This window comes from Mycobacterium sp. SA01 (assembly GCF_041287105.1).
Classification (GTDB): Bacteria; Actinomycetota; Actinomycetes; order Mycobacteriales; family Mycobacteriaceae; genus Mycobacterium.
This window is the reverse complement of the sequence record NZ_JBGGNO010000021.1, coordinates 188,438-205,559: the sequence shown is the minus strand read 5'-3', so window position 1 is coordinate 205,559 and position 17,122 is coordinate 188,438. Positions and strand designations below refer to the sequence as shown.

Here is a 17,122-nt window from a genome sequence, read left to right as displayed (position 1 = left end):
GTGCAGCCACAGCCCGGCAGGTGAGACCTAGCTCCCCAGCAGTCGTTCGGGGTGGTGGTAGGTGTTGACGCCGCCGCGCAGCATGGGTAGGTGCGGCGGTGGGATCCATTCGGTGTCGCCGTCGGCGAGTTTTCGGGTTTTCCAGCCGTGATCGAGGAGTCGGTGATCAGCGGGGCACGCCAGGGTGAGCTTGTCGATGTTGGTCAGCCCGCCCTGGGCCCACTCGTCTACGTGGTGGACTTCGGTGAGGTATCCCGGTTTGTCGCAGCCGGGGCGGGTGCAGCCGCGGTCCTTGCTGTGCAACATGATCCGCTGATCAGCCGAGGCCACGCGTTTGGTGCGGCCCAGCCATAACGCCTGCCCGCGCACCCCGTCGAACAGGGCCAGGTAGTGATAAGCGTGGCTGGCCATCCGGATGACGTCGGGGATCGGCAGCAGGGTTCCGGTGGCGGTGACCCCATGCCCGGTCGCGGCCTGAAGGTCCTGCAGGGTGGCCGAGACCATCACCGTCACCGGTAACCCGTTGTGCTGACCGAGTTTCGGGTCACCGAGCTGACCCCGCACCAGTGCGGTCAACGCATCGTGCTGACGTTGGCCGTGGCTACGCAAATCACGGTCGGCCACCTCGTTCGACGGGGCCAGGGTGGGGGTCTGGTCGGCGGGGTTGCACATCCCGGGTGCGGCGAACTTGGTGAACCACCCGTCGAGCAGGGCCCGCAACTCCGGCGTGGCGATCAGCCGGCCCACACTCATCCCGTCCACGCCTTGTCCACCGCACCAGACGAACCCGCGTTTACGGGCGCGGTCCTCCTCGGAGAACTTCCCGTCGGGGTTGAGGTGCAGCGCCAACCGGTGGGCGATCTTCTCCAACTGGTCGGGCCGCATCGTTTGGGCGTGGCCGGCCAGTGTGCGTTCGGCCTTCTCCACCTCCACCGCCGGGACGTGGTCGGGCAGATCGCGGAAGAACTTCTGGATCACCCGCAGATGCTCACCATCCAACTGCCCGGCGTGCCAGGCCGCCGCGGTGTCCGGCAGCAGCGGCGCCAACGGCTCACCGGTCAACGCCCGACGCGGTGCCACCTGCTCGGCATCCCGCAAGCGACGCTTGGCCTCCCGCGGACTGATCCGCAACACATCCGCCAGCGTGATCGGCACCGGCGGGCAGCCCTCGAACTGCGCCAACCGCGCGGTCAGGGCGTGCGACACCGCGACCTGACGACGGCGCGCGGTCTCCAACCGCTCCAAGACCCTGAACCGATCCGGCGGGTCCAGGACATCGAGATCGACTGCAGCCAAGGCCTCTACGACATCGTCGAGCGCCTCCAGCAGGCCGTCGATCGAAACCATACTTCGAACACTAGTTCGACCCACCGACAAGAATTGTCAACCGTTGGAGTACACCCGGGTCGGCGCCACCAACACGACCACGCGGCCCTGCTCGGTCATCGTGCGGTCGTATTCATCCCAGTTGTCGTGCGTGCCACCGCACGCGGTGAACACCTCGCGCAACAACAGCCGCAGCTGGTCCGCCGACGCAAGCCACTGCGGCTGGTCGTCGGGGCCGGCGAGTTCGGCGCGCCCCTCCACCGACGCCCACTGCCAGCCGGCGCGGAACGTCAACGTCACCGCGGGCCGGGCCCGCAGGTTCGCCAGCTTGACCCGGCCATAGGTCACGAACCCCAGTACCGGTTCGCCGGTGGCCGGGTGCGCGACGATCCCCGCGTTCACCAATGACGCCTGAATGGTGTTGTCGGCGCGCAGTGTCGCAACCACCGCGAGACCCCGGTCGGCCTGCGCGAGCGCGACTGCCTCGTCGAGGGTGGTCATGCCGAAAACGGGCTGCGGAAGTTGTAGCGGCTGGTGGGCACCGCGTCGATGTTCACGTTGGCACCGAATGCCGCTGTGCTGGCGACCATCTGCTCCATGCGGCTCTGCAGGTCGGCATCATCGGCCGCGCCGAAGAACGCGTGCAGGCTCCCCACCGCCTCGATGGGGAAATGCTCCTCGACGATCGCGTTGAGTACCGGGGCGTCCTCGGTGATCGCGCGCACCACATAGTTCTGCACGTAGGTGAACGTCGACTGGGTGGCGATCGCCACCGGCGTGTGATTGCCGTGCCAGCGGGCCAACCAGGTGCGCTCGTCCATGTCGGCGGGCCTGCGCAGCAGCGCCATGTTGGCCAGCCCGGGCGACCGCTCGCCGGGCTGGGTCGACGGCGGCGGCAACGGAGCCGACTCGGTCACCAAGTAGGCGGCGATCTCCTCGGCGTAGTGGCCCAGCAGCTCCAGCGCCATCAGCATCTGATCGCCGTAGTACTGCTGCGTCCACACACTGATCAGTCCCTGCACCGGCGGATCCAGCGTCGTCAACGTCATCATCGACTCGCGAACATCACGGTCGCGGACGTTGATCGTCAGCCCCGGCAGCCCGAGCGCGAGCAGTTCCTGCGCGACCGGACCCCGCAGTTGTTCGGCCCACTCGTCGTCGGCGGCCGCGGTCCGCAGTGTGACTATCACCTTCTCCATGGCTGGAACCTACCGCAGTCAGTCGCGCAGCCAGCGCGGAGTGATGAAGACGCCGTCGGCTTCGACGGTGATGCCCTCGGCGTCGGAGATATAGCCGGAGACAAAGGTTTTCACGCCGTCGACGCGGGTGATCTGAGCCTCCGAGTGCAGCGGACCAAGCGGACAGGCCCGCAGGTACCGCACGGTGATGCTGCCGGTGAAGCGCGGTTTGGCGTCGGGACTGGCCGCCTCGCCGAGCACGTGATCCAGAATCAGCGCCGACACTCCCCCGTGCACATGCCCGGGCGGGCCTTCGTAGGCCGCACCGAGGTGAAAGTCGGCCCAGCGCCGGTCGTCCTCATCGCGGTGGATCACCAGCGGCGGGGCGGTCGGATTGCGCAGACCGATCACGGCATTGCCCCAACTGATGCTCCGCCCCGACGGGGTCCGTTTCACCCCGAATGCGCCGTCGATCTGCTTGCTCCGCAGCCGGGCCGTCGCCGCGTCGATATCGGCCTTCACCGCGGCGACGGTCTCGGCGTCCACCTCGGTGCGGATCGTCGCGTCGACCAGCTCACGCACCGATACCGCCAGCGGTTCGTAGATCGCCCGCAGCCGTTCGATGTCCTCGGCGGACAGGTCCTCGACGGTGAACTCCAGCACCTCAGCACTAGAGCACGACCCCTGCGCGGTGTCGAACCAGGGTCCCGCTGCGGACTAACACGAATGACACACAACTGACCCCTGGTTGGAATGCGAGCGTCGAGAATCTCCAGGTAGCGCTCGATGTCCCGACGCGCCAGAAAGGCATGCCGATGAGCACCGACGTCACCGAGCCCGCGACACCGCCGAGCGAGCTGAAGATCCCGTGGTGGACCCGAGGCGATCTCAACGCGTTCTTCGGGCTGGGGTTCAACATTCTGGTCAACGTCCTGACCCTGACCACGCTGATGATCGGCGTCGTCAAGCTGCCCGCCGACGACGTGCTGGGGACCGTTCTGCCCGCGCTCGGTGTGGCCCTCGTGCTGGGCAACCTCTACTACACGTTCCTGGCACGACGACTGGCGCGGAAAGAGAACCGCGACGACGTCACCGCGCTGCCGTACGGGCCGAGTGTGCCGCACATGTTCATCGTGGTCTTCGTCGTGATGCTGCCGGTCTACCTGGCCACCAAGAATCCCATCGAAGCGTGGAAGGCCGGGTTGGCCTGGGCGTTCATGATCGGCGTGATCGTGATCATCGGCGGCTTCGTGGGGCCCTACATTCGCAAGCTCACCCCGCGCGCGGCGATGCTGGGGACCCTGGCCGGCATCTCGATCACGTTCATCTCGATGCGCCCGGCCGCCCAGATGTGGGAGGCCGCGTGGATCGGCCTGCCGGTCCTGGCGATCATCCTGATCGGGTTCTTCACCGACGTGAAGCTGCCGGGCAACATCCCCGTCGGTCTGGTGGCGCTGTTGGTCGGCACCGCGATCGGCTGGATCGGTGGATTCATGTCGGCACCCGATGTCAGCCAGGCCGTCGCCGACATCGCAATCGGCATCCCCGACCTTCGCCTCGACCTGTTGGGGTCCGGACTTGCCCACCTGGCACCGCTGCTCGGCACCGCAATCCCGTTGGGCGTCTACAACTTCACCGAGGCGATGAGCAACGTGGAGAGCGCGGCCGCCGCGGGTGACAACTACAACCTGCGCAGCGTGCTGCTGGCCGACGGCGCAGGCGCGGTGATCGGTTCGGCGTTCGGCTCACCGTTCCCGCCTGCGGTCTACATCGGTCACCCTGGGTGGAAGGACGCCGGCGGCCGCGCGGGTTACTCGCTGGCCAGCGGCGTGGTGATCGGCCTGCTGTGCTTCCTCGGGCTGTTCGGGGTGCTGGCCGCACTGCTGCCGGTGCCCGCGATCGTGCCGATCCTGCTCTACATCGGTCTGCTGATCGGCGCTCAGGCCTTCCAGGCCGTGCCGCGGCTACACGCGGTGGCGGTCGTCGCGGCACTGCTGCCCAACCTCGCCCAATGGGCCAGCGGGCTGATCGACAACGCGCTGAACGCAGCCGGAACGTCGGCGGCCAAGGTCGGCATGGACGCCCTCGGTGGCGCCGGTGTGGTCTACGACGGTCTGCAGACGCTCGGCGAGGGCGCCATCCTGGTCGGCCTGCTGCTGGGCACCATGGTGACGTTCATCCTGGAGAAGAAGTTCCGCTACGCCGCACTGGCGTCGGTGGTGGCCGCCGCACTGTCGTTCGTCGGCCTGATCCACGCGCCCGAGATCGCATGGGCCGCCAATCCCCAAGTGGCGCTGGGCTATCTGTTCTTCGCGGTGGTGTGCCTGCTGTATTCGCTGCTGCCCGCGGCCAAGGAGCCGGTGACCGTCGACGAAGCCGACATCGTCGCCGGGCACTGAGGGTCAGTCCGGGGTCAGTCAGCGACGAACGGGACTTCGGTTCCGTCGGCGAGCACGATGTAGAGCCGGCGCCACGGGTCGGCGTCGACCAGGCGCCACTGATGACCGGAACCGACGGTGTCCTCGGCCAGCAGCACGTCGCCGGGGGCGAGGGTGAACTCCTCGCCGTCTCGGGTGGTGAACGCCAGCGTGCCGGCGAGCGTGACGACGAGCTGGCGCACCGGTGCGGTGTGCCAGGCCAGCGTGCCGCCGCTGGCGGTCTCCTCCGCCGTCACCTTCGTCGACGACATCGCCGCGGACACCAGGTCGTCGTTGCGACCCGGCGTCAGGTCGAGACGGCCGATCTCGACGTGGGACTGCTCGTCGGCTCCGGTGAACAACCGCACGCAGCGAATCACGTGTGCACCCTTTCGTTCTGGTCGGTTGCAACGGTATCCGCAGTCGCGGCACTGACCTAGGGTGTGCAGCATGGCGGTTCCGCTCGGCGACACCGAGCCGTATTACAACCTCGGTGACTACCACCGGCACGTCGACACCCCGTCGCCGCAGGCGCAGGTGTGGTTCGACCGCGGACTGGTGTGGGCGTACGCCTTCAACCACGAGGAAGCGATCACCTGCTTCGAACGGGCGTTGGCGCTCGACGCCGATCTCGCGATCGCGCGGTGGGGTATCGCGTACGCGATCGGCCCGAACTACAACAAGGGTTGGGACGCCTTCGATCCCGTCGACCTGGCCGCGTCGCTGGCCCGGGCCCGCATGGAACTGGAGCTTGCCGCCTCGAGCCGCGGCAGCGTCGTCGAGCACGCCCTGATCGCGGCGCTGACAACCCGGTTCCCCACCGATGATCCCGACGACGCCGACGCTCTGGCAGCAGGTCATGTCGCCTATGCCGAGGCCATGGCCGAGCTGGCAGGGGCGTACCCCGACGACGCCGACGTCCTGGCGCTGACCGCCGATGCGCTGGTGAACATCACGGCTTGGGCGTTGTGGGACACCGCAACCGGGGAGCCGGCCCCCGGTTCGCGGGTGGTGGAGGCCAAGGCCCTGCTGGACGCGGCGCTGCGCACCGACGCCGGGCGCGCCCATCCCGGTGTGTTGCACCTCTACATCCACGCGATGGAGATGTCAGCCCATCCCGAGGACGCGCTGCCGGCCGCCGACCTGCTGCGCGGCCTGGTGCCCGACGCCGGCCATTTGCAGCACATGCCCTCGCACATCGACGTGCTGTGCGGGAACTACCGAGATTCGGTGCTGGCCAACCAATCCGCGGTGGCGGCGGATCGCCGATTCGTCGCACACGCCGGGCCGCTGAACTTCTATTCGCTCTACCGGGCGCACGATCTGCACTTCATCGTCTATTCGGCGATGTTCGCCGGCCAGTCGCAGATCGCACTGGCGGCCGCCGACGAGCTGTCCGGGCAGCTGACCCCCGACCTGCTCACCATCGAGTCGCCGCCGATGGCCGACTGGCTGGAAGCGTTCGTTCCGCTACGGGTGCACGTGCTGATCCGATTCGGCCGCTGGGACGAGCTGATCGCCGAGCCCCTGCCCGCCGACACCGAGTTGTATTGCACGACAACGGCAACCATTCACTACGGGCGCGGGGTCGCGCATGCGGCGAAGGGACAGCTGGCCCAGGCAACGGCCGAGCGCGAGGCATTCGCCGCGGCCTATGCCCGCGTCCCGGAATCGCGGTACCTGTTCAACAACACCAGCCGCGACATCCTGGCCGTCGCCGCGGCGATGCTCGACGGTGAGATCGCCTATCGGGAGGGCGATTTCGATGCGGCCTTCGAGCATCTGCGGCGGGCGATCGCACTCGACGACGAGCTCCCCTATGACGAACCGTGGGGCTGGATGCAGCCGACCCGGCACGCCTATGGTGCGCTGCTGCTGGAACAAGGCAAGGTCGAAGATGCCGCCGCGGTGTACGCCGCCGACCTCGGGCTGGATCCGACATTGAGCCGGCCCTGCCAGCACCCCGGCAACGTCTGGAGTCTGCACGGCTACCACGAATGCCTGCAGCGGCTGGGGCGCACCGAGGAGGCCGGCATCATCGGCCGCCAGCTCGAACTGGCCAGAGCCCGCGCCGACGTCCCGATCCTCGCGTCGTGCCTGTGCCGCCTAGAGGTCGTCAGCACGGACTGCTGCAACTGAGGCAGTAATCTCGACAGGTGCACGACGGCCTGGAACCTCCCTCGCCGGTCCTCCCGACCCGGCGGGGCTGGCCCGGCCGGGTCGTACATTTCATCGGCACCGCACCGGTGACGTTCGGCTGGCTGGCGGTGTTGTTCCTGACGACCATCGCCCAGCACCTGCTGCCGCACTGGCATCTGCTGGAGCTGCTGCGCAAAGACTCGACCAACCTCCACCACCTCGCCTCCGACCCGATCCGGGTGCTCATCACCAGCCTGCTGTGGCTCGACGGCGCGGCGTGGTGGCCGTATCTGGTGATGTTCTGCCTCTTCCTTGCCCCGGCCGAACGCTGGCTGGGCCGGCTGCGCTTCGTGATCGCCGGGCTGATCGCCCACATCGTCGCCACCTACGCCAGTGAGGGCTATCTGTACTGGCAGATCCAGGAGGCGATGATCTCACCGCGCTACCTCAACGCCCGCGACATCGGCGTCAGCTACTTCGCCGTCGGCATCGGCGGTCTGCTGACCTATCACATCGCGCGGCCGTGGCGCTGGCTGTACCTGTTCATCGCACTCGCCTACTGCGTGGGCGCGGTGCTGATCAGCCCCACGTTCACCCCGGTCGGGCACCTGATCGCGCTGTTCGTCGGATTCGCCTGTTACCCACTGGCGCGCAGCCGGCCCGGTTCACCGGTGGATCCGATGCGGTTGCTGGACCTTTGGCGCTTCCGCCATCCACCGACACCGGTTGCGTAAGGTGAGGGCGTGGCGCTCGACGACCAAGACATCCGGCGGCTCGGCCGCTGCGTCGAGCTGGCCCGCACCGCGCTGAACGCCGGTGACGAGCCGTTCGGCTCGATCCTGGTCGACGCCGACGGCACGGTCCTGTTCGAGGACCACAATCACGTCGCAGGCGGTGACGCCACCGCCCATCCCGAACTCGCAATCGCACAATGGTCCGCCGCGAACCTCTCCCCCGATCAGCGGGCCCGCGCCACCGTCTACACCTCCGGCGAACACTGCCCGATGTGCGCGGCCGCACACGCCTGGGTTGGCTTGGGCCGCATCGTGTTTGCCGTCGCGGGAGCCCAGCTGGCCGACTGGCTCACCGACTGGCAGGCACCGCTGCCACCGGTGGCCACCCTGCCGATCACCGCGGTCGCCCCGCAGCTGACGGTCGACGGCCCGGCCCCCGAGTACCGCGACGAGATGATGGCCCTCTATGCCGCGAAGTTCGCGCCATGAGCGACTGGGTGCGCCACGCGATCTGGTGGCACGTCTATCCGCTCGGTTTCGTCGGCGCCTTCCCCGCCGCCGAACCGCCGGGTCCCGATGAGCACCGACTCCGCCGCCTCGTCGACTGGCTCGACCATGCCGTCGAACTCGGGACCTCCGGGATCGCGCTGGGGCCCGTCTTCGCCTCCCGCACCCACGGATACGACACCACCGATCACTTCCGCATCGACCCGCGACTCGGTGACGATGACGACTTCGACCACCTTGTCTCCGAAGCACATCAACGTGGCCTACGGGTCCTACTCGACGGCGTGTTCAACCATGTGGGAACGGAATTCGAGCGCTACCGGCGCGCCGTCGAGGGCGGCGACGCCGACGCACGATCATGGTTTCGCGGCCGCCCCGGCCACTTCCACACCTTCGAGGGCCACGGCGAGCTCATCACCCTCAACCACAAGAGCCCGGCCGTCGTCGACTACACCGTCGACGTGATGAGCCACTGGCTGGCCCGGGGCGCCGACGGGTGGCGCCTCGACGCGGCGTACGCGGTACCGGAGTCGTTCTGGGCGCAGGTGCTCCCGCGGGTCCGCGAAACCCACCCCGACGCCTGGTTCGTCGCCGAGGTGATCCACGGTGACTACGTCGCGTTCGTCGACGGCAGCGGTGTCGACTCGGTGACCCAGTACGAACTGTGGAAGGCGATCTGGAGCAGCCTCAACGACGGCAACTTCCATGAGCTGGACTGGGCGCTGCAGCGCCACAACGACTTCCTGACCCGATTTGCGCCGCTGACCTTCGTCGGCAACCACGACGTCACCCGGATCGCCAGCAAGCTGGACCGCCCCGAGCAGGTGGCCCACGCCCTGGTGCTGCTGTTCACCACCGGCGGTGTCCCCAGCATCTACGCCGGTGACGAACTCGGCTACCGAGGCGTCAAGGAAGAACGGGCCGGCGGCGACGACGCGGTGCGGCCCGAGTTCGGAACGCCACCCGTCCCGCTGGACGCCGCGGGGCGCGAGACCTGGAACCTGCACCAGTACCTGATCGGCCTGCGCCGCCGAAATCCCTGGCTGCACGAAGCGAAAACCACTGCACTGCAAGTGGACAACCGCGGTTATGCCTATGAGACCCGCACCGGCGACGACGCCCTGATCGTCGCGCTCAACATCGACGACGCGCCGATGCCGCTGCCGGTGGCCAAGCTCACCGGTGGGCAGGCCCAGTTGGTGGGCGGCACCGCGGCACCCCCCGAGGAGATCGTCGACGAGGTGGTGGTCCCACCTCAGGGCTGGCTGGTGCTGCGGCCGCTATAGCAGCTCGAGTGTCCGGGTGTCCCGCTCGCCGCCGTAGAACCTGTCAAGCACCGCCACGAAATCGGCGTTGTCATCGGTGGCCGCCGCGAACAGCGTCATCGACGAGCGCACCTTGAGATTGTCCGGCCAGCCGAAGATCTCATCGACAGAGCGGCCTTCGATCGCCGCCACCAGGCGGGCACACTGCCGCAGTCGTGGCCCGAGCGTCGGGTGCGCCAGGTATGCCTGCGCTTCGGCCAGCGATGAGATACCGAAACGCTTTGCGGTGGAACTACTTCCGAGCGCACCGAGCTGAGGAAAGATGAACCAGATCCAGTGGCTGCGTTTGGCGCCGGCCCGCAACTCGGCGAGCACCTGGTGGTACACCCGGTCCTGGGCATCGACGAAGCGTTGCAGATCGAACGGGGCCACGCCTCAACTGTACCGTTGCCTCCGCGTGATCTTTCCGTTATTGACGCCAGGTCAAAGCCGTTGCGGTACTGAGTATCCCGAGTCCGCCGCGTCGCCTGATCGTTAGCGAACCGCGATATGCCACACCGCCGCGCGTGCCGAGTCCGCGCTACGCACCGTGATTAGCTACCGGCACACAGCTCACCTCCGGTTGTGAAACACGTACGAAAGGTGATGGTTTCCGTCATGAAGATCGTCGATAAGTTGCGAGGCACATGGTTGCGCCGCGTGGCCGCAGCCTTCGTGGCCGCACTCGCTCTGCCCGGCCTGATTGGTGTCGTCGGCGGGTCGGCGACCGCGGCCGCCTTCTCCAAGCCCGGACTCCCGGTCCTCTATCTCGATGTCCCGTCCGCCGCGATGGGACGCAATATCCGTATCCAATTCCAGGGCGGTGGCCCGCACGCGGTGTACCTGCTCGACGGCCTGCGCGCCCAGGACGACTACAACGGCTGGGACATCAACACCCCGGCGTTCGAGTGGCTGTACGGCTCGGGCCTGTCGACCGTCATGCCGGTCGGCGGACAGTCCAGCTTCTACACCGACTGGTACCAGCCGTCGCAGGGCAACGGGCAGAACTACACCTACAAGTGGGAAACGTTCATGACCCAGGAGCTGCCGGCGTACCTGGCCGCCAACTACGGGGTCGACCCGAACGGCAACGCCGTCGTCGGTCTGTCGATGGCCGGTAGCGCATCGCTGACCTACTCGATCTACTACCCGCAGAAGTACACCTACGCCGCATCGCTGTCCGGCTTCCTGAACCCCTCCGAGGGCTGGTGGCCGATGCTGATCGGTCTGGCGATGAACGACGCGGGCGGGTTCAACGCGCAGAGCATGTGGGGACCGTCGTCCGATCCGGCGTGGCGCCGCAACGACCCGATGGTCAACATCAACCAGCTGGTCGCCAACAACACCCGGATCTGGATCTACTGCGGCACCGGTACGCCGTCGGATCTCGACACCTCCGGTGGCGGTGGCAACCTGATGGCCGCGCAGTTCCTCGAAGGATTCACGTTGCGCACCAACAAGACCTTCATGGACAACTACCTCGCGGCTGGTGGACGCAACGGCGTGTTCAACTTCCCCGCGAACGGTACGCACAGCTGGGGCTACTGGGGACAGCAGCTGCAGCAGATGATCCCGGACATGCAGCGGGTTCTGGGAGCAACTCCGTCCGCCGGCTGATCCACCCGAAACAACAGCGAGCCTGTCGCCACCCCCCCGGCGGCAGGCTCGCTGCTTTGTGTGCGACGCCGAACGAGGGGAACAAACTGGAATCGTTCAAGGTTGAGTCGGTCAGACTGAACTTTGGAGGATTGATGGCTGAAGCCAAATCTGTGCCGGTCCTGTTTGTCAGCGAGCCGATCGTGCTGCCGGGAATGGTGGTGCCGATCGAACTCGACGACGCCGCGCGTGCCGCGGTGGACGCGGCGCAGGCCACCCCGACCGGCAAGCTCTTGATCGCCCCACGCCTGGACGATCGATACCCCACCCACGGCGTCATCGCGTCGATCGTGCAGGTGGGCCGCATCCCCGGCGGCGGTGCCGCTGCCGTCGTGCGCGGTGAGAGCCGCGCCCACATCGGCTCCGGAACCACCGGGCCGGGCGCAGCGCTGTGGGTCGAGGTCGATGAGATAACGGCGGCCGAGGCAGACGAGGACACCAAGGCACTCGCCGCGGAGTACAAGAAACTGCTGCTGGCCATGCTGCAACGCCGCGAGGCGTGGCAGATCGTCGACGTGGTCAACAAGATCACCGACCCGTCGGCGCTGGCGGACACCGCCGGCTACGCGTCGTATCTGTCCGACGTCCAGAAGCGCCAACTGCTGGAAACCAGTGACGCGGATCGTCGGCTCCGTCTCCTGATCGACTGGACCTCCGAGCATCTGGCCGAGGTCGAAGTCAGCGACAAGATCTCGCAGGACGTCCGCGAGGGCATGGAGAAGACGCAGAAGGAGTTCCTGCTGCGCCAACAGCTCAACGCCATTCGCAAGGAACTGGGCGAAGACGAGCCGGACGGATCCGACGATTATCGGGCCCGTGTCGAGGCGGCCGACCTGCCGGAGAAGGTCCGGGAGGCCGCGTTGCGCGAGGTCGGCAAGCTGGAACGCTCCAGCGAGCAGAGCCCCGAGGGCGGCTGGATCCGCACCTGGCTGGACACCGTCCTGGACCTGCCCTGGAACACCCGCACCGAGGACTCGACCGACCTGACGGCAGCCCGCGACATCCTGGATGCCGACCACCACGGGCTGGACGACGTCAAGGACCGCATCGTCGAGTACCTGGCCGTCCGCTCGCGTCGCGCCCAGCGCGGTCTGCAGGTCGTCGGCGGCCGCGGCTCCGGCGCCGTGATGGTGCTGGCCGGCCCGCCCGGCGTCGGCAAGACGTCACTGGGTGAATCGGTGGCACGGGCATTGGGCCGCAAGTTCGTTCGCGTCGCCCTGGGTGGCGTGCGCGATGAGGCCGAGATCCGCGGGCACCGGCGCACCTACGTCGGCGCGCTGCCCGGCCGGATCGTCCGGGCGATCGGCGAGGCCGGTTCGATGAACCCGGTCGTGCTGCTCGACGAGATCGACAAGGTCGGCTCCGACTACCGGGGCGACCCGTCGGCCGCCCTGTTGGAGGTCCTGGACCCCGCGCAGAACCACACGTTCCGCGACCATTACCTGGACCTGGATCTGGACCTGTCCGACGTGGTGTTCCTGGCCACGGCCAACGTGATCGAGAACATCCCCTCGGCCCTGCTGGACCGGATGGAGCTGGTGCAGATCGACGGCTACACCGAGGACGACAAGGTCGCCATCGCCCGCGAGTACCTGCTGCCCCGGCAGCGCGACCGCGCGGCGCTGACCCCCGAGGAGGTCACGGTCACCGACGCGGCGCTGCGCAAGATCGCCGCGGACTACACCCGGGAGCCCGGTGTGCGGCAGTTCGAGCGGCTGCTGGCCAAGGCGTTGCGTAAGGCGACCACCAAGCTGTTTGCCTCCGACGAGGCGTTGACCATTGATGAGCCGGATCTGGTTGGCTACCTTGGCCGTCCGCGGTTCACCCCGGAATCGGCGGAACGTACCGCCGTGCCGGGCGTGGCGACCGGACTGGCGGTGACGGGCCTGGGCGGCGATGTGCTCTACATCGAAGCCGGGTCGACCGAGGGCGAGCCGAGCGTGCAGCTGACCGGTCAGCTGGGCGACGTGATGAAGGAGTCGGCGCAGATCGCGCTGTCCTACGTGCGTAGCCATGCCGAACAGCTGGGCGTGGATCCCGCGGCGCTGAACCGCAAGATCCACGTGCACGTGCCGGCCGGCGCGGTGCCCAAGGACGGTCCGTCCGCTGGCGTCACGATGGTCACCGCGCTGGTGTCCATGGCCACCGGACGGCAGGTCCGCTCGGATGTCGGGATGACCGGCGAGGTCACCCTGAACGGGCGGGTGCTGCCCATCGGCGGCGTCAAGCAGAAGCTCTTGGCCGCGCAACGGGCCGGGCTGTCAACGGTTTTCATCCCGCAGCGCAACGAGGCCGACCTGGACGACGTCCCGGCCGAGGTGCTCGAGGCGCTGACCGTGAAGTCGATGACGGACGTCGCCGACATCGTCGCGCAGGCGTTGGAGCCGGCCACCGAGGCAGCCACCGCCGCGGCCTGACGCTCGACAAGACACAAAGTCGCCCCTATTCAGCCGAATTGGGGCGATTTTGTGTCTGCTGGGCGTAGTAATTTCTGGCTATGCCCTACGACGAAGATCTCGCGAACCGCCTGCGGGAACTGCTCGCCACCGAACCCGGCGTCGACGAGAAGCGGATGTTCGGCGGTCTGGCATTCCTGATCAACGGCAACATGGCCGTGTGCGCCAGCGGTCAGGGCGGTCTGATGGTGCGAGTACCGCCGGAGGCCACCGCCGGCCTGCTGGCACGCGAACACACCGCACCGATGATCATGGCGGGGCGGGAAACTCGCGGCTGGATCCGGATCGGTGACGCCGGGGTGCGGACGAAGCGTCAGCTGCAGAGCTGGGTCGCCCGCGGCGTCGACCACGCGAAATCCCTACCGCCGAAGTAGCGCCGGAATAAATCCCGGTGAGCCGGGCTTGTCGCGTGCATGACCTACCCCGTGCGCGTCGCCGTGCAGATTCAGCCCGCTGACACCCCTGACTACGCCACCTGGCGGCGTGCCGTCCTGCACGCCGAGAGCATCGGCGTCGACGTCATCTTCGGCTACGACCACTTCCACGCGCCGTTCATCGAATCGATCGCCGACGCGAAACCGGTACTGGCGGCCACGCAGCCGGACGTCAACAACTTCGAAGGGTGGACCGCGCTGGCCTCCTGGGGCGAGATCACCACCCGGGCCGAGCTCGGGCTGCTGGTGTCAGGCATGGGCTATCGCAATCCGGACCTGCTCGCCGACATGGCCCGCACCGTCGATCACATCAGCGGTGGCCGCGCCATCCTCGGCGTCGGCGCGGGGTGGTACGAGAAGGATTACACCACATACGGTTTCGACTTCGGGACCGTCAAGTCCCGAGCCGACGCCTTCGACGAGGGTCTGCTGCGCATCGAGCGACGATTCGGCCTGCTGCAGCCGGCGCCGCTGCGCAAGATCCCGATCCTGATCGGCGGATCCGGCCCCAAGCGCACGCTGCCCGCCGTCGCACGCCACGCCGACATCTGGCACACCTTCCTTCCCCTCGACTCGTACCGGGAAGCGAGCGCCCGCGTCGCCGAGCTGGCCGCCGGGTTCGGACGCGCCGACAGTGACATCGAGCGCTCGACGTTCTGGACCGATCCCCGGTCGGCGGACAACTATCTGGCCGCCGGTGCGACGTTGTTCCACACCGAGGTCCGCGCATCGGAGGGCACGTACGACCTGAGCACGGTCGAGAAGATGATCGACTGGCGCGACACGAAACGCTGAGAATGTCTGACGCCACGATGACATATCGTTTCGTCGGCCCACTGGACGGGTATCGCCTGGCAGATGGATGATGCGGAGGCCAGGCGCCTCATTCAGCGCCTTCGTCAGCATGCGGGCAGAACCTATGCCGCGGAAGCGGGAATCACCTTGCGGGACACCCCGATGCCGCTGTTCCAGCTGCTGGTGCTGTGCATGCTGGCCAGCAAGCCGATCGATGCCTCCATCGCGATGCACGCCGCCCGTGAACTGTTCCGGGCCGGATTGCGCACACCGCGCGCCGTGATGGCGGCCAACCGGCAGACCATGATCGACGCGTTCGGCCGTGCCCACTACGTGCGCTACGACGAGAGTTCGGCGTCGCGGCTGACCGAGCTTGCGACCAGGGTCAACGACGAATACCGCAACGACCTGCGCACGCTGGCCCGCGTCACCAAGCCCGACGTGAAGAATGCCAGGCAGGCGCTCAAACAGTTCACCGGAATCGGGGACACCGGATCCGACATCTTCCTGCGCGAGGTCCAAGACGTCTGGCCGTGGGTTCGGCCCTACTTCGACAAGCGCTCGCTGGACAGCGCCGAGCAACTCGGTCTCCCCCGCGACCCGCACAGACTGGCTGCCCTCACCGGCCGGGCGATCGCGCCGCTCGCGGCAGGCCTGGTGCGGGTTTCGTTGGACGACGACGTGCGGCAGCGCATCGCCGGCTGACGCGTGACCGTCCGAATCGGCACCTCGGGGTGGTCCTACGACCATTGGGATTCGGTGCTGTACCGCCCCGGCCTGCCGGTCGCCAAGCGACTGGCCCGCTACGCCGAGGTGTTCGACACCGTCGAACTCAACGCCAGCTTCTACCGCTGGCCCAAGGACGCCACCTTCGACGGCTGGCGTACCCGGTTGCCCGACGGATTCACCATGACGGTCAAGGCGCACCGCGGCCTGAGCCACTACCGCCGCCTGAACAACCCCGAACCGTGGATCGATCGGCTGGAACGCTGCCAGCGGGCGCTCGGTGACAAGCGGGAGGCGGTGCTGGTCCAGCTGCATCCCGACCTCGAACGCGACGACGCCCGGCTGGCCTACTTCCTGTCGCTGGTCCCCGACTGGATCCGGGTGGCCCTCGAGATGCGTCACCCGTCCTGGGACGACCCGCACGTCTACGAGCTCCTGGAGCGCTACCGCGCCGCCTACGTGGTGATCAGCGGGCCCGGTATGCCCTGCGTACTGCGCGCCACCACCGATCTGGTCTACGTGCGCATGCACGGCCCCGACACCGCGCCCATCTATGCCGGGAACTACACCGAGGACGACCTGAACTGGTGGGCCGACCGGATCCGGGAGTGGCAGGATCAGGACCGGCGGGTGCTGGTCTATTTCAACAACGACGGCCAGGGTTACGCCGTCCGGAACGCACTGCGGCTGCGCGAACTACTCGGCGGGTGATTCGAGCAGTCGTTTTCGCGCCGTGGCGAATTCGGTGTCGGTGAGGTCGCCGCGGTCGCGCATGGTCTTCAACGTCTGCAGTCGCTCGGCCAGCTCGGGCGGCAGGTCGCCCGGTTGCGGCGCGGCCCGGACAATCGGCTCGTCCTCGATGAGTTCGACGAGCTGCGGGCGGGCCGGATCGATCCGCACCGCCACCCGGTCGCCGGCCTCGGGCAGTTCACCCAGGGTGAACGTCGCCGCCAACCGGGCCTCGTAAGGCGTTGCCCCGTAGGATGTTTCGACACGCAGCCGCAGCACACGGCGGCTGGCATCCTTGTTCACCACCACGTTGAACGTCGGCCTGATGACCTCCAGCACGACACCTGTGGCGGCCACCCCGGCACTGCGCAGCTGATCCACCCGAGACACTGCGACAGCCAGCCACGCCGCGTAGCCGAGGACGACCGCGCTCCACAGCACCAACCACCACACCGACAGCGGGGTCGTCCAGTCGGCGGCCCACGGAACCGTCGAGGCGATCACCCAGCCCAGCAACGCCGGACGCGGCGACCGGCGTGAAATCGCCAGGAACACAACGAACTGCGCGACGTAACCACCGAGCCAGACGCCGAGCACCCAGCCTTTGGCCGAGGTGGCACCGGCATGGTCGAGCAACCGGGTGGCGATCAGCGCCGGGGCGGCGATCAGCACCCACCACAGTGCCGAGAGCCTCGCTATGGTCCGCCACATCACCGGGCCA

At 67.7% G+C, this 17,122-nt stretch carries 18 protein-coding genes; 11 read left to right on the top strand and 7 right to left on the bottom strand.

What is annotated here, in order from left to right:
* Positions 1 to 27: 27 nt before the first annotated feature.
* The 4 genes from AB4879_RS24895 to AB4879_RS24880 are packed head-to-tail and all read right to left on the bottom strand — an operon-like array spanning position 28 to position 3,167.
* A complete protein-coding gene (locus AB4879_RS24895) occupies positions 28 to 1,347 on the bottom strand; it encodes an HNH endonuclease signature motif containing protein (protein WP_370509713.1) in 1,320 nt (439 codons plus the stop codon).
* Between the two features lie 36 nt (positions 1,348 to 1,383).
* Positions 1,384 to 1,827, bottom strand: a complete 444-nt coding sequence (locus tag AB4879_RS24890) for a TIGR03618 family F420-dependent PPOX class oxidoreductase (protein WP_370509712.1) — start codon at positions 1,825 to 1,827, stop codon at positions 1,384 to 1,386.
* Entirely contained in the window at positions 1,824 to 2,525 is a 702-nt protein-coding gene (locus tag AB4879_RS24885; protein ID WP_370509711.1) for a hypothetical protein, read from the bottom strand. The genes AB4879_RS24890 and AB4879_RS24885 overlap by 4 nt, the downstream gene beginning before the upstream one ends.
* Before the next feature lie 18 nt (positions 2,526 to 2,543).
* Positions 2,544 to 3,167, bottom strand: coding sequence for a PaaI family thioesterase (locus AB4879_RS24880; protein ID WP_370509710.1), 624 nt, complete (start codon positions 3,165 to 3,167; stop codon positions 2,544 to 2,546).
* Positions 3,168 to 3,319: 152 nt separating this feature from the next.
* On the opposite strand from AB4879_RS24880, the gene AB4879_RS24875 reads away from it, so the two are divergent.
* On the top strand, positions 3,320 to 4,903 hold the full coding sequence (locus AB4879_RS24875; protein WP_370509709.1) for a regulator: 1,584 nt from the start codon (positions 3,320 to 3,322) through the stop codon (positions 4,901 to 4,903).
* A gap of 14 nt (positions 4,904 to 4,917) precedes the next feature.
* Here AB4879_RS24875 and AB4879_RS24870 read toward each other — a convergent pair whose 3' ends face one another.
* Complete coding sequence (locus tag AB4879_RS24870) at positions 4,918 to 5,301, bottom strand: hypothetical protein (protein ID WP_370509708.1); 384 nt, start codon at positions 5,299 to 5,301, stop codon at positions 4,918 to 4,920.
* Between the two features lie 70 nt (positions 5,302 to 5,371).
* Between AB4879_RS24870 and AB4879_RS24865 the strand changes: the two genes are divergently transcribed.
* From AB4879_RS24865 to AB4879_RS24850, 4 genes are read left to right on the top strand one after another with little or no spacing between them, the layout of a single operon-like run.
* On the top strand, positions 5,372 to 7,060 hold the full coding sequence (locus AB4879_RS24865; RefSeq protein ID WP_370509707.1) for a tetratricopeptide repeat protein: 1,689 nt from the start codon (positions 5,372 to 5,374) through the stop codon (positions 7,058 to 7,060).
* 17 nt (positions 7,061 to 7,077) lie between these two features.
* The gene (locus AB4879_RS24860; RefSeq protein WP_370509706.1) at positions 7,078 to 7,794 is read left to right on the top strand and encodes a rhomboid-like protein; all 717 of its coding nucleotides are present in this window, start codon (positions 7,078 to 7,080) and stop codon (positions 7,792 to 7,794) included.
* Positions 7,795 to 7,803: 9 nt separating this feature from the next.
* On the top strand, positions 7,804 to 8,283 hold the full coding sequence (locus tag AB4879_RS24855) for a nucleoside deaminase (protein ID WP_370509705.1): 480 nt from the start codon (positions 7,804 to 7,806) through the stop codon (positions 8,281 to 8,283).
* Positions 8,280 to 9,587 (top strand): alpha-amylase family glycosyl hydrolase, encoded by a 1,308-nt coding sequence (locus AB4879_RS24850; RefSeq protein ID WP_370509704.1) that lies wholly within the window; start codon positions 8,280 to 8,282, stop codon positions 9,585 to 9,587. The genes AB4879_RS24855 and AB4879_RS24850 overlap by 4 nt, the downstream gene beginning before the upstream one ends.
* Here AB4879_RS24850 and AB4879_RS24845 read toward each other — a convergent pair.
* Positions 9,582 to 9,998 carry a DUF1810 domain-containing protein gene (locus tag AB4879_RS24845; protein WP_370509703.1) on the bottom strand — a complete coding sequence of 139 codons (417 nt, stop codon included), beginning with the start codon at positions 9,996 to 9,998 and terminating at the stop codon, positions 9,582 to 9,584. The genes AB4879_RS24850 and AB4879_RS24845 overlap by 6 nt on opposite strands.
* 225 nt (positions 9,999 to 10,223) lie before the next feature.
* Between AB4879_RS24845 and AB4879_RS24840 the strand changes: the two genes are divergently transcribed.
* From AB4879_RS24840 to AB4879_RS24815, 6 genes are all read left to right on the top strand, one after another.
* The gene (locus AB4879_RS24840; RefSeq protein WP_102806490.1) at positions 10,224 to 11,222 is read left to right on the top strand and encodes an esterase family protein; all 999 of its coding nucleotides are present in this window, start codon (positions 10,224 to 10,226) and stop codon (positions 11,220 to 11,222) included.
* A 134-nt stretch (positions 11,223 to 11,356) separates the two neighbouring features.
* Positions 11,357 to 13,678 (top strand): endopeptidase La, encoded by a 2,322-nt coding sequence (gene lon / locus AB4879_RS24835; RefSeq protein ID WP_370509702.1) that lies wholly within the window; start codon positions 11,357 to 11,359, stop codon positions 13,676 to 13,678.
* 80 nt (positions 13,679 to 13,758) lie between these two features.
* Positions 13,759 to 14,091 carry a TfoX/Sxy family protein gene (locus AB4879_RS24830; protein WP_370509701.1) on the top strand — a complete coding sequence of 111 codons (333 nt, stop codon included), beginning with the start codon at positions 13,759 to 13,761 and terminating at the stop codon, positions 14,089 to 14,091.
* Positions 14,092 to 14,130: 39 nt separating this feature from the next.
* Positions 14,131 to 14,946: an LLM class F420-dependent oxidoreductase gene (locus AB4879_RS24825; protein ID WP_370509700.1), complete on the top strand. Its 816-nt coding sequence runs from the start codon at positions 14,131 to 14,133 to the stop codon at positions 14,944 to 14,946.
* 63 nt (positions 14,947 to 15,009) lie between these two features.
* Entirely contained in the window at positions 15,010 to 15,651 is a 642-nt protein-coding gene (locus AB4879_RS24820) for an endonuclease (RefSeq protein WP_370509699.1), read from the top strand.
* A 3-nt stretch (positions 15,652 to 15,654) separates the two neighbouring features.
* Positions 15,655 to 16,383, top strand: a complete 729-nt coding sequence (locus AB4879_RS24815) for a DUF72 domain-containing protein (RefSeq protein WP_370509698.1) — start codon at positions 15,655 to 15,657, stop codon at positions 16,381 to 16,383.
* On the opposite strand, the gene AB4879_RS24810 is transcribed toward AB4879_RS24815, so the two are convergent.
* Positions 16,369 to 17,112 carry an SHOCT domain-containing protein gene (locus tag AB4879_RS24810; RefSeq protein WP_370509900.1) on the bottom strand — a complete coding sequence of 248 codons (744 nt, stop codon included), beginning with the start codon at positions 17,110 to 17,112 and terminating at the stop codon, positions 16,369 to 16,371. The two genes, AB4879_RS24815 and AB4879_RS24810, sit on opposite strands and share 15 nt — an antisense overlap.
* Between the last annotated feature and the right edge of the window lie 10 nt (positions 17,113 to 17,122).